Source organism: Methylomonas sp. MED-D, assembly GCF_050276835.1.
Lineage (GTDB): Bacteria > Pseudomonadota > Gammaproteobacteria > Methylococcales > Methylomonadaceae > Methylomonas > Methylomonas koyamae_A.
On sequence record NZ_CP189965.1, the window covers coordinates 468,989 to 482,078 of the forward strand.

The following is a 13,090-nucleotide window of genomic DNA, read 5'->3' on the forward strand; positions in this document are numbered from 1 at the left end:
CAACACATTCGGTCGCGCGGACGGATACGCCTATTCGCCTGCTCCGCGCCAAATCCCCCCAACGGACCAACACAACCAAGCCCAACGCAGCCAGTTGAGCAAGGCTCTGGCCAGCCACAGCGCCCAGGCCAGCATCAGCAGATGGTAGGCGAAAATCGGTAGGCTGACCACGCCGGCCGTCGGCAATCGCGCTGGATTGCGGTCTTGATACCAGTTCAGTCGATAGGCGTCGGAGTGATTTCCGGCAATTTGCATGTCCGGGGTGCCCAGCAATCCCTGTCGCACCGCTAGGCCTAGCAGGGTCAGCGCCAGCAAGCCTAACAAGGCCAAGCCGATCTGGCTGGCGTTAAAGGCCAGTCGGGAATGGGCCGGCCGTCGGGCGCGCCAATCCAGTGCAAACAAGCAAGCGACCACGGTCAGCGCGGCGGCGATATGTAGCTGGCTCAGGCCCACCAGCAACAAAAACCAGGCGCCGCCGCCGAGCGGCACGCGGCCAATTTTCGCTAAGCCCCAGGCCGCGCCGGCCAGCACGACCAATAAGCCCCAAATCAGCGCGGCCGGTCCGAAACGCGGTCCAACCGTCCAGACTGGCCAGCGATCACGAGGTATAGTCATATGGATATCGCTGTTGACGCTAGGCGTGCCCAAGTCCATCGGCGGGGTTTCCAACCAAAAGCCGGGCTCGGCGGCGGCTTGCCAATGGACTTCGATCCGTTGTTCGCCCGGATGAATCGGCAGACTCAGCGTCGCGCCTTGTTGGCGTATCGGTTGACTGGCGCCGTCTATCGTTACGCCTTGCAATTCAGCGCCGGCCGGCAGCGTCAGCTTATGCTGGCCGCCCTTGGAGCTACGTAAGTGCAGATTTAAGCGGCTATCGACGCCGCGTTGGCCAGGCGTAACCTCCAGATCGCTATGATCGATGGTCAGCGTATCGCCCGCTAGGGCCGCCGGCCTGTCTATGCTCAATTCGACCGTTTCGCCCGGCCACGGCCGCCACTCCGGCAGCCAGACGCCGGCATCGCCGTGATGAACCACCGCGATGCCGGCGATTCGTAAATGCCAAACCGGGCTGACGTCGGCTCGCCAGACTTCGGTCCATTGAGTCGTGTCCGGCGCCTTCAGCGTCAAATGCGCGGATTTTTCCAACAGCGATTCCCAAACCAAACCCTCTTGGCCGGCGGCCATATTGATCAGTACCTTGCCGTCCTTGACGCGGACCTCCGAGCTGGTGACCGCTTCGCCCGGCAATAGCGGCAACTCCAGCAAAACCGGCTGACCACTGGCAACCAATGGCTCGATGCGGGTGGTGACGCGCCAATCCAAGCCCAGATGCAAGGTCCGTTCGACTCGGACGAAAGCCGGTAGCGGTTTGGCCGCTTTTTGGCCTGGTTCGCCGGACTCGCGCGGCTCACGGCTAAATTCCAGCTGCGGTCCGGCCAAGCCGTCTTCATAGACGCCGCCGATCGTCCAGCCTAGGGCTTCCAGCGTGACATGGCGCGGCGCCAACGGTAGTGGTAGCGCGAACTTGTCCAGGTTGGCGTAGCGACCTTGCAATTTGAAAACATGCACGCCGGCCGGCACCAGCACGCTCAAGCCGCCATCTTCGCGGCGAATTGCTGTCCGGGCGGCGCTGCCGTCGACATCAATGCGTTCGGGAAACCAGATGCCCAACTTGGCGGGCAGCGGCACGGCCACTTCGCGCTCGGCGGCGATTCTCAGTTCGATGGTCAAGGTGTCCTGGCGGGCAAACACCTGCATCTCGGCAATCTGCGCGCATTGCGGGACGCAGGCTGGCGGCTCCAGCAGGCGAGTTTTCAGTTGTTCCAGCAAGGCCTGATCCGGCCAATCAGCGGCATGGACCGGTGGCTGGGGGGCGATCAGCAGGATCAAGATCAATGACGCGACCGAGCCTTTGCCCAGGCGCCAGGCGGGCAGTGTGAAGCCGGCCAGACGTAGGACCAATAAGGCCGCGATAGCCGTTTGCAGCACGCGTAGCAGCGCGGTGGCCCACGGCGGTAGATACCAGAACCGCAAGTGCTCGGTGCTATCGACCGGACCGTTCCAGTTTAAACGGACCCGTTGCCAATGCCAATTCGGCAAACCGGGGCCGGTTTGTAGATTGGCGTCCGGATCGATGCGGTCCAGGCCGGCGGCCGACGAGAGTGGCGCCGACATCGGCAAGGCTTTGCTCAAATACGCGCGCCTCGGCGCCTGCTCGGCAGCGGCGGTTTCGGCCAGTTCGGCGGGCGCCGCGGCCGTTATCGCGTCGGCGCCGGCCGGCACCTCGGAGTAGCCGAAATCATTGAAGGCCGCCGGCTCGGCCAGCTGCGGATAGACGGCCGCGCGCAATTGGTCAATCGCGAACGGCACCGCGACAATCACCAGAGCCGCCAAGCTGGCGCCGCGATACCAAGTCAGCCAGCGGGCCAAGCGTCCGCTCGGTACCACGCGAAGGAGTCCGGCGATGGCCAGACCGTTCGGCCACAACCAGCGCGGCGCATCGGCTTCGTGCCAGATCAAGACCAATCCGAGCAAGGCCAAGCCGCCCCAAGCCGGCGACCAGAGCCTGCCGGCCGCGATCGCGGCCAGCGCGACCAGAAACAAGTCCAGCAAAGTCCAGCGCGCCAGCCAGGTGTCCGAGCTGTTGTCGACGCCGGTCACGGCCAATAGTCGCCAACCCGGCGGCAGGTTGAGTTCGGCGCGCAGCGATTGAAAACGTTGCTGCCAGCCGTCGGCGGCTATTTCAGAGATGCCGTTTTCGATGCGGCTATCCGCGCTGAGCTCGATCGCGCCGCGCCGGACTTCGATGCCGTCGGATTGATCGAGCCGGGTCAGCAGTTGGTTTTGGCCGTTCAATTGCACCTGCCCGAGCCGGGTTTCCGGCAGCGCGTTCAGCCGCCAATCTCGGCTCATCGTGCCGCTGATCTTGTCGTTAACGGTGTAGCCGCCGCCGTCGAAATCCAGCCACAAGGTCCGGACCAGGGACAGTTGATTGGGTTCCGGCTCCGGATCGCCTCGACGCAGCAGTTTGAAATGCAGACTTTGCCCCGGTGTTACTTGATAGGTCGGCAAGTGCCGCCAGTCTTCGGGTAAATTGGTCTGGCTGCCGTCGATCGCCGGCAGATTGTCGATTTCCACCAGGCGCAGGGCAGGCATGGCTTGAAAGGTCCACAGTTCGGCGCTCGGCCATGAGGCTTCGCCGGTCGGCAAGGCCATCTCTTCGACGGGGCCGGGATGGCGGGCGAGCAATTCGACGCGCCAGCGTCCAGGGCGCAGTTGTAGCCAAAGCCGGCCGTCGCCGTCCAGCCGGGCCGGCAATGGGCTGGTCAGCTCGACGGGAATTAGGCCGGGCAGCAAGGCCAGCGGCAGCGCGATTTCCCGGGCGGCGCCGGATACTTCCAGATCGAGGCGAGTGAGCACTTGCAAGGGGATATCGTCGATGATTTGGCGGAATACTTGCACGTCCAAGCGATCCTGACCGGTGCCGCCGGCATCGGCGCGCGGCCAAACCGCGCCTTGCTCGATGGTCGGATAAGGAATGGTTAGTCCGGCCACGCTGAGTTGCAGCGGACCCACAATCTCCGGTAGCGCTAACTGTTCGGGTAGCTGTTGCCAGCGAAACTCGCCGGCGATCCGATAGCGTCCGGCCGGCAGATAGACCGCCGGCTTGCCGTTGCGAATCAATACCGGCAAGGCTTGCCGGTCGGCGCTTACCGCTTGCGGCCAATGGCGTTCGTCGCCGGGCAGTTCCAGCCAGTCGCGGCGATACAGGGTCCAGTCGCCGGCGAACCGGCCGCCGTCGCTTTCCAGTTGCAATTGCAACGGTCCCGGCCATAGGCACTGCTTGGATTGAAAGTCGTCGTGGGCGAACGGACAGCCGTGTTCGGGCTGGTCGTGCAGCACCCACTCGGCCCAGGGTACCAATGGGGCTGGCAGCGCATCGGGCGGGATGGCGCCGGCCGTACGCCAGAACCAGAGTCCGAAACATAACACCACGCACATCAATCGCCACATTCTTGCCTCCCGAATCAATTCCCGCTCAAGCGCCGATAACGGCGTCATTATGCGGCATGGATTGGTGCTTGTGAAAATCCGCGGTCGGTTTCAGAATGCCCAGCTTGTTTCCACTCTCCGCAAGGCAATTTCCGCGATGGCAAGTACGCTACTGGTAGTCGACGACCTTTCCGACTGGGGACCTTATTATCCCAGCGAACATGTCATCACTTTCGAAACCTATCTGGCAACCGCGTATGCCGATCCGGATCGGCGGATGCGGATCATCAATTTGTGCGGCGACTATGCCTATCTATCGGACGGGTACTACTGTTCGCTGCTCGCGGAAGCGCGCAATCACCATGTGATTCCGTCGGTAAAAGTCATCAACGATTTGGGCAAGAATGCCTTGTACCGTCTGCAACTGGAAGATTTTACCGAGCCTTTGCTGCGAGCATTCAAGAAGCAGAACAAGGATGGCGAGTTCGCGCTGTACAGCTATTTCGGCACCACACCCGATCCGGCGTTTCAAGAGTTGGCGCGCTTGCTGTTCGAGCGCTTTCCCTGCCCGATTCTCAAGATTACGCTCCGCCCGCAACAGCAATGGGAAATCACCGATTTGACCGCAGTATCGCCGCGGCAGTTGAACGACGACATGCAAACCTTGTTCGCCGACGCGCTGGACAAATTCAGCAAGAAAGTCTGGCGCAAGAGCCGGGCCCGAAAGTCCGCGCGATTCGATCTGGCGGTGCTGATCAACCCGGCCGAAACCTTGCCGCCCAGTAATCGCGGCGCGTTGAAGAAATTTATCCACGTCGGGCGGCGGATGGGCATCGACGTGGAACTGATCACCCAGAATCACTACGGCCGGATTCCCGAGTTCGACGGCTTGTTCATCCGCGAAACCACCGCCATAGACCACCACACTTACCGCTTCGCAAAAAAAGCCGAGGCCGAAGGCTTGGTGGTGATCGACGATCCCAATTCGATTTTGCGTTGCGCCAACAAAGTCTATTTGGCCGACCTGTTCCGTACCCACCGCGTGCCGTCGCCGCGCACGTGGATTTTGCACAAAGGCAATGCCGCGCATCTGGACCAATTGGAAGCCGCCGCCGGTTTCCCGGTGGTGATCAAGATTCCGGACGGTTCGTTCTCGCGGGGTATCGTCAAGGTGAATAATCGGGCGGAATTGGATCAAAAAGTCGCGGAACTATTTCAGCAATCGGCGTTGCTGTTGGCTCAGGAGTTTTTGTATACCGATTTCGACTGGCGTATCGGCGTGTTCAACCACAAGGCTTTGTACGCTTGCCGTTATTTCATGGTGAAAAATCATTGGCAGATTTACCGGCACGGCGCTAACCGCACCGATAGCGGCAGTTTCGCGACGTTACCGACCTTCGAAGTACCGAGGGTGGTGCTGGAGGCCGCGCTGAAAGCCACCCAGCCGATAGGCAACGGATTGTACGGCGTGGATGTCAAGGAAGTGGCCGGCAAGGGCTATGTCATCGAGGTCAACGACAATCCCAGCATCGACAGCGGCGTCGAGGACCAGTATCTGGGCGACGAACTTTACCGCGCCATCATGGCGGAATTTCTGCGGCGGATGGAAAACCGTGGTAAGGGTTTGGCGTGAATGCCCTGCTCGGCTTATTGGCGAGGCAGGGCTACGTAGAGTTAACCGCAAGTTAAAAAAGGCGGGAATAAAATCGATTCAGACAGGCTTCAATACCGTCCGTTGTTAACGTTTCTTCGCCACAATTCTCGCCCAGCGTGCAACTCAGGTTGCGCCAGCGATGCTTTTTGCTATAGGACTCTCCAGTCTGGGTTTTGATCCAGTCTAGAAAGCTAATACCTTCTAACGCCGACGTATAAAACTCACTGTAGCTTAATATCGTATGGTCACAACCGGGGTCGATATAGCTGCGATAATTGTGTGGCAGGTTGGTTTGATTAGCTACAGTCATTTCCAGCATACGAGTGCTCCAGGTCGCCAGGTCTGGTAAAGGTTGCGGGATTGGTTGCATAAGATTCCAAAATATTGCTTGAACATAATCGTATGCGTTGGTGTATTGGCTGAATCGATCTTCGGGATATTGATTAGCGAGTATCCTCAGTGCTGAAGGTATAAAATTTAAACCTTCAGTTACCTTCGATAATCGCCTTAATGCGGGGTGCAAGGTTTGCTCTATCGACCAGGATGTATTTGTTCCAAACAGTGAGTCTTGGATGAATTCATCGGTCAGTACTCCGATACTGCCGTCACTGACCAGAGAAGTTTTCGCATTGCGGCCCAGAATTTTCTTAATCCAGGGATAGTTCAGCGTACTACCGTATCCGCCAGCACTGGAGCCGGATACCAAAATTTTATCAAGATGTCTGTATCGGCTATCCAGGTAGTTCATCACGTACAGGAAGTTATCGAAACCGCGGTGATGAACAGTAAACACATCGGGAACGGCGTTGTTCGGACTGAGCTGCGGGTTGCTGTAAACGGTTTCTTTCGCCCCGATGAACACGTCGCCCGTACAGTAAGGTAGAAAGACTATTGTCCAGTCCTTGTATGGGTTGCTAGGGTTGTCTATCGCAAGAAGGCCATCCCAAGTTGCCGGATTATTGGCGAGATTGGTGCTCGGTATAAAAGTTGCCTGACTCGGATCGTTGCCGAATGCGGTGGAACAGGTGCTGTAATTCCAGCAAGCGCCACCTCCGTTGAAATACACCACCAACTTTTCAGAGTTGCCTGGCTTCAAATAAAACTTGTACCCATCCTCAAACGCGCAGCTCGGATGAATTCGCCGCGCTTGGCCGGTTACATTAACCCGATAGTCTCCAGGAGCAACGACAACTTCTTGCCAAGTGTCCTTGGCTTGCACACAGGTGGTGGCCAATAATGCGGCGGCACCAAAATAGCGCCAAAACTTCGAATTCATAGTTTTTCCTCGTAGTTATTGAACAAATTAAGAAACACCCCGATTCGCATCGAGTGGTTATAGGTTCGGTTCGACAAGTCATTCCGCCGGCTTGACCGCTAGCGCGGGCGGCGGCTCGGCGGATGCATCGGCAGCCAGTGTATTCCCCTTGATTTTCAAAGTCACCATGTTGTTTTGATGCGCGACCACCGGCGCGACGGCGCGCCATTGAGCGTTATCCAGCTTTCGAAAAGCCGCGAAAAACCCTAGTGAGCGAGTGTCGCCGGCGGGTTCGATATGTATCGCTTTGTTCTCGCCGGGTTTGATCAGCAATTCCTGCTTACGGACCAAATCGGCGGCCAGCGTGGCCTGATCTTTATCGAACAGTGCAAAAAAGTCCGCGCCATTGAACGAGCTTTGTTCACGCAGCTCGTAAACCCGCAGCAAAACCGGGGCGGCCTTGCCGTCGGTATCGGGGTTGATCATCGGCGCGCTTTCGATCTTCAGATCGACCTGAGTCGGCGGTAAGGGCGCCGGTTGCTCCGGGGTTTCGGCACATCCGAGAACCAGGAGTAAGGGCAAGTTGAACAACAGTCTGGTTAACCACATATTGAAAGTCTCATCGGTGTTGGTAGACGCCGAACGCCGCTTAGGATACGGCGTCAGGGTTTGCGGACAGTATAGTCCTATCCGGTGTTTCGGTGGATGGTAGGCGTCGGAGCCGGTTAGGCGAATCGCGCGCGGAAAATTTCTCTGCAACGGTCTGCAATCGCGGCACACTGGCGGAAACTTTTGCGGTGCTTTTGTCATCGCTGGCGCAAAGAACAAGGTTGCTGGCGAGGTTCGGACCGGGGGAGGAATGGAGGTTTCAAACGAGTGTCGTCTCAGTACTCGGTAGACCAATTTGCCGATATCAATGCCTGAACGCCTAGCAATGCGCAGGTTTTGTCGCGGGAACCTCTCCCTCCCTGGTGTCGCCTTTCGCGACGTATGTTAGTGGGTCGCGACGCCACCAAATCTCTAAGGACATCGAATGAAAACGATGAACACTCACTTGTTACTGGTCGCGCACGGCAGTCGCCGAGAACAAGCTAACGACGAGATTCGTCGATTGGCGGACACCTTGGCCATCGGCAGCCGTTATGCCGGTGTCGCGTGCGCATTCCTGGAAATTGCCGAACCGAGCATCTCGGACGGTTTACGTAGGCAAATTGCGGCCGGCGCGCGGCGTATTGTCGTCTTACCTTACTTTTTGGCGGCCGGTCGTCATGTTGGCATCGATATTCCGGCGCAAGTAGAGGGCATGCGCTGTCAGGCGCCGGAGGTCGAAATTCTGATTGCCGAGCATTTAGGCAGCGCGGCCGCGATGCGGCCGGTGTTACTCGATTTGGCGTTCGATTGTCTGGGCGAGCTTTCGTGAAAACATAGCGGATGAGAACAGCGATTTCGGTCGTTCCGGCGTGCTAGCGATTTTCATTTTTTTCGCTGATTTTGCTCGGGGCATAAAAAAGCCCGCATATTGCGGGCTTCGTCCGGTTTATTATTGTGTTTTGGACGTCTGTCGAATTGATTTCGACAGCTTAACTTGCTGCGCTTATTGTTGTTGTTTTACCAGCGAACTGGCCGCTCTCCTCCCCCGTTGAAAGATGACGATTCTTGCCAATCGCATCGACCTAATTCAAGGTGAATGCATTCTAAGAGATTAAAACCGGGTTGTCCAGAAAAACTGCGACAAATTGCCGCAGTTTTTTCCCGATTCCTCGCGGTCAATAGGCGGCGTCGTGATAAACGTTTTGCACGTCATCCAGTTCATTCAGCATATCTAAAAATTTTTCGAATAACACCGCGTCGTCGCCCGCGATCGGCGTTGAACCCTTCGGTAAAAACTGAATTTCATCGACTTCGAAATCGATTTCACCTAGCAAGTCGGTCAGCGCCTGCTTGGCTTTGAAATAGTCGGCTTGCGGCGTGAATACCGTTAACTTGCCTTCGTCGTTTTCAATATCGCTGACATCGACGTCGGCGCTCAGTAGGGCTTCGAGAACGCTGTCTTCGTCATCGTGGCGAAACGCCAGAATCGCGGCGTGATCGAACATGTGGCTGACGGTGCCCTGCGTACCTATCTTGCATTTGGTTTTAGTAAAACACAGACGTACGTCGCCGAAAGTGCGATTCGGATTATCGGTCAAGCAATCGACGATCACCATGCAACCGCCCGGGCCAAAACCTTCATAGCGAGCCGGCGCGAAATCCTCGCCGCCGCCGCCCTTGGCTTTGTCTAGGGCTTTGTCGATGACGTGGCCGGGGACCTGATCCTTTTTAGCCCGGTCGATAAGTCCGCGTAAGGTCAAATTGCCGGACGGGTCGACGCCGCCGGACTTGGCGCAGACATAAATTTCGCGGCCGTATTTGCTGTATACCTTGGTCTTCGCATCGGCCGTTTTGGCCATCGACACCTTTCTGTTCTGGTAGGCTCTACCCATCGGACTGCTGCTCCATAGACAACGCGGTTAAAGGCGCGGATTTTAACGCCAAGTATTTTTTCGCGGGAAACTTTTCGCTGTCGGCTGGTCAGCGGGGCGCGGTCGAGCCGATTGGCGAGGATGGCCTTGATGAATCTTCTTTGTATCCGACTCCGGCAAAAATACCGCAATCCGGTCCAACGTAGCCGAAAACCGGAAAAACTCCCGCACGATATTGAAATTTAATTTACTTTAACAATGAATTTTAACGGCTTGTTTTAAATTGTATTGTTGTTGTACTTCATTGATTGTGTTGCCAAAACCCCTGAAAGGGGCTATTGAGTTTTATCGGGAAAGTGGCAAACTCGCCAAACGGGAGGCTTTAATTGGGAGGTACTATGAAAATACTAGCTATCTTGGTCTTGGCGGGGCTCGGCTACGGCGCGGTCAGATTTATTCTTACAGTGGTTAAAGAACTGGCGTTGTTTGCCGTCGAAGCTTGGCGCGATATCGAGGTTGAGCAATAACGCTAACCAAAAATCAATTCATACAAAAGGGCTACGGGCCTATTATTGCAGATCAGCAAACAGCCGGGTAAAACCGGCTTTTTTGTGCCCTAGAGTCCGAGAAAGCCGAGCTTGGCTAATAAAGGAAGACGTAGCGTAAAACAGCTGTCGCAGTGTTGTTGGTGGTCAATTGCCGGTGAGATGTGGGTAGGCCCTGACAAAATTGAAACCGCTAGTCGTCCGAGATGTATTGGTACGCGGCCTACTCGCCGAACGATATACTTTGCATTTTCCGTCGGCATGCGACGTCGTCGCCATCAGTCTGTCCGAGTAGTTAGCCGGTTATAATGCGCGGCCAGTATTCGCCCTTTCCGTTGCCATGTCCGAAGATTATTACTTTTCTCCCGATCAAGCCGTCGAGTCTCTGAAAGTCCCGCCGCATTCGATCCAGGCCGAACAATCCGTGCTGGGTGGCCTGCTGCTGGATAATCGCACCTGGGATTCGGTGGCCGATAAAATCGTCGAGGGCGATTTTTACCGACGCGACCATCGTTTGATCTTTCGCGCGATCGCTCAATTGGCCGAGAAACAGGATCCGTTCGATGTCGTGACGATTTCGGAAGTCTTGGAAGCCACCGGCGAACTGCAGGACGGTGGCGGCCTCGCGTATCTGGCTTCACTGGCGCGCGACACGCCCAGCGCCGCCAATATCGTCGCCTATGCCAACATCGTCCGCGACCGCTCGGTCTTGCGGCAGCTGATTCATGTCGGTACCGAAATTTCCGACTCGGCCTTCACCACCGAAGGCCGGGAAACCGCCGATTTGTTGGAAAACGCCGAGCGCAAGGTATTCGAAATCGCCGAGCAACGCCAACGCGGTCAAGGCGGTTTTGCGTCGATCAAATCCTTGCTGGCCAAGGCGGTGGACAAGATCGAAATGCTGTACGAGCAGGACGGCGACATCACCGGCGCCAGTACCGGCTTCACCGACCTCGACGAAAAAACTTCCGGACTGCAACCGTCCGACTTGATTATCGTCGCCGGCAGGCCTTCGATGGGCAAGACCACGATCGCGATGAACATGGCCGAAAACGTGGCTTTGAAAAGCGGGATGCCGGTCGCCGTATTCAGTATGGAGATGCCGGGTGAAGCCCTGGCGATGCGGATGATGTCGTCGCTGGGCAGGATCGATCAGCACAAGGTGAGGACCGGCAAGCTCGACGACGACGATTGGCCCAGACTGACCTCGGCGATCAATCTGCTGGCCGAGACCAAAATGTTTATCGACGACACCCCGGCGCTGACGCCGACCGAGGTGCGTTCCCGCGCCCGCCGTTTGACCCGCGAGCACGGCCAACTGGGTTTGATCGTGCTCGATTACCTGCAGCTGATGCAATCGCCGTCCAGCGGCGATAACCGCGTCCAGCAGATTTCCGACATCTCGCGCGGCCTGAAGGCGCTGGCCAAGGAGCTGAACGTGCCGGTGATCGCTTTATCGCAGCTCAACCGGAATCTGGAGCAACGCCCGAATAAACGGCCGGTGATGTCGGATTTGCGCGAATCCGGCGCGATCGAGCAGGATGCCGATTTGATCATTTTCGTGTATCGCGACGAGGTGTATCACGAGGACAGTCCGGACAAAGGTATTGCCGAAGTCATCATCGGCAAGCAGCGGAACGGTCCGCTAGGCACGGTGCGACTGACCTTCCTCGGCCAATACACCCGCTTCGAAAACTTCGCGGGCGTTTATACCGGTAGCGAGGATTACGAATGACGCCGGCCGCTTACGTGCATCTGGATCTGGACGCCGCCCGCCACAATCTGGCCCAGGTTAAACGCTATGCGCCGAACAACCGGATCATGGCGGTCATCAAGGCCAACGGCTACGGCCACGGTATGGATAGAGTGGCGGCGGCGTTGGCCGAGGCCGACGGTTTCGCGGTGGCGCGGGTCGATGAAGGCGTGCGCTTGCGCGAGGCCGGATTCACGCAAGCGATTACGGTCTTGCAGGGCTTTGTCTGTCTGGACGAGCTGCGTTTGATGGTACGCCACAAACTAGCGGCGGTGATTCATACGCCGCAGCAAATCGGCATTTTGCGGCAACTGGCGCCGGAATCCGAAAAATTACCGGTTTGGTTGAAAATGGATACCGGTATGAACCGCCTGGGTTTCAAGGGCGGCGACTTTTTGGCCGCTTATCAGGCGCTGGCCGATTGTGTCGCCGTCGCGCAACCGATCAATCTGATTACCCATTTCGCCAACGCCGACGACTTGCTCGACGACAAAACCCGCCGCCAGATCGACGTATTCAACCATGCGGTCAAAGACTTCCCCGGTCAGCGTAGTATCGCTAATTCGGCCGGCATCATTGGCTGGCCCAACGTGTCTTCCAACTCGGCACAGGTTAGGGGGGGGGATTGGGTCAGGCCGGGATTGATGCTGTACGGCTGCTCGCCGTTTGCCGGTAAAACCGGCGCGGATTTCGGTCTGCGACCGGTGATGAGTCTGCATTCGCGGTTGATCGCGGTCAAGTATGTCGCCGCCGGCGAATCGGTCGGTTACAGCGGCACCTGGACTTGCCGGCAACCGACCCGGCTGGGCGTGGCGTCGATAGGCTATGGCGACGGCTATCACCGTCACACCCAAAGCGGCGCGCCGGTGTTGGTCAATGGTCGGCGTGTGCCGTTGATAGGCCGGGTGTCGATGGACATGATCACCGTCGATCTTAATAGCCAGCCGGACGCCCAGCCCGGCGATCCGGTCACGTTGTGGGGCGAGGCCTTGCCGGTCGAGGAAATCGCCCGTCACGCCGACACGATACCTTATACCTTACTCTGCGGGATTACCCAGCGGGTGCAAGTGATAGAACGAAGCCCGGCGGAAACTTTTGTCTCCGCGACGACCATGGCCGGTTGAGTTGGCCGTTGCATCGTGGACAGCCAGGCTTAACGCTGCTTATGCCCTTTGAAAAACGCCAGCGCGCTGGTCGGACCCGGTGCGCGAGGTAGCTCGCGATGTGCCGACACGAGGCGGTGCGGCTTGGCGAGGCTGTAGGCCTTGATCGCCGCCTGAAATCCCAAAGATGGATGATCCCAGTTTCAGGTGGTCGAGATGCGCTCGATTCGAGTTTCAGGCGATCAAAGCATGTCGTACAAACTGCGGAGTGCCACCGGCGAGAACTGTCCGAACCGGTTCTGTTCGATTGCGAACGACCGGTTCT

General features: G+C 57.6%; 9 protein-coding genes. 5 read left to right on the plus strand and 4 right to left on the minus strand.

What is annotated here, in order from left to right:
- Positions 1-30 precede the first annotated feature (30 nt).
- Positions 31-4,014, minus strand: coding sequence for a hypothetical protein (locus ACQE3E_RS02010; RefSeq protein WP_313729227.1), 3,984 nt, complete (start codon positions 4,012-4,014; stop codon positions 31-33).
- Positions 4,015-4,150: 136 nt separating this feature from the next.
- Between ACQE3E_RS02010 and ACQE3E_RS02015 the strand changes: the two genes are divergently transcribed.
- Positions 4,151-5,626: a RimK family protein gene (locus ACQE3E_RS02015; protein WP_313729226.1), complete on the plus strand. Its 1,476-nt coding sequence runs from the start codon at positions 4,151-4,153 to the stop codon at positions 5,624-5,626.
- Positions 5,627-5,678: 52 nt separating this feature from the next.
- Here the strand turns inward: ACQE3E_RS02015 and ACQE3E_RS02020 are convergent, their stop codons facing one another.
- Positions 5,679-6,923, minus strand: a complete 1,245-nt coding sequence (locus ACQE3E_RS02020) for a pectin acetylesterase-family hydrolase (RefSeq protein WP_071156173.1) — start codon at positions 6,921-6,923, stop codon at positions 5,679-5,681.
- Positions 6,924-7,001: 78 nt separating this feature from the next.
- Positions 7,002-7,511, minus strand: coding sequence for a type VI secretion system lipoprotein TssJ (gene tssJ / locus ACQE3E_RS02025; protein ID WP_064029949.1), 510 nt, complete (start codon positions 7,509-7,511; stop codon positions 7,002-7,004).
- A gap of 424 nt (positions 7,512-7,935) precedes the next feature.
- On the opposite strand from tssJ, the gene ACQE3E_RS02030 reads away from it, so the two are divergent.
- The gene (locus tag ACQE3E_RS02030; RefSeq protein WP_313729225.1) at positions 7,936-8,322 is read left to right on the plus strand and encodes a sirohydrochlorin chelatase; all 387 of its coding nucleotides are present in this window, start codon (positions 7,936-7,938) and stop codon (positions 8,320-8,322) included.
- Between the two features lie 346 nt (positions 8,323-8,668).
- Here the strand turns inward: ACQE3E_RS02030 and ACQE3E_RS02035 are convergent, their stop codons facing one another.
- On the minus strand, positions 8,669-9,385 hold the full coding sequence (locus ACQE3E_RS02035; protein WP_064029947.1) for a YebC/PmpR family DNA-binding transcriptional regulator: 717 nt from the start codon (positions 9,383-9,385) through the stop codon (positions 8,669-8,671).
- Positions 9,386-9,762: 377 nt separating this feature from the next.
- On the opposite strand from ACQE3E_RS02035, the gene ACQE3E_RS02040 reads away from it, so the two are divergent.
- From ACQE3E_RS02040 to alr, 3 genes are all read left to right on the plus strand, one after another.
- Positions 9,763-9,891: a hypothetical protein gene (locus ACQE3E_RS02040; RefSeq protein ID WP_313729224.1), complete on the plus strand. Its 129-nt coding sequence runs from the start codon at positions 9,763-9,765 to the stop codon at positions 9,889-9,891.
- Positions 9,892-10,249: 358 nt separating this feature from the next.
- The gene (dnaB, locus tag ACQE3E_RS02045) at positions 10,250-11,644 is read left to right on the plus strand and encodes a replicative DNA helicase (protein ID WP_064029946.1); all 1,395 of its coding nucleotides are present in this window, start codon (positions 10,250-10,252) and stop codon (positions 11,642-11,644) included.
- The gene (gene alr / locus ACQE3E_RS02050) at positions 11,641-12,786 is read left to right on the plus strand and encodes an alanine racemase (protein WP_071156165.1); all 1,146 of its coding nucleotides are present in this window, start codon (positions 11,641-11,643) and stop codon (positions 12,784-12,786) included. Before dnaB ends, alr begins: the two co-directional genes overlap by 4 nt.
- The last annotated feature ends 304 nt before the right edge of the window (positions 12,787-13,090 follow it).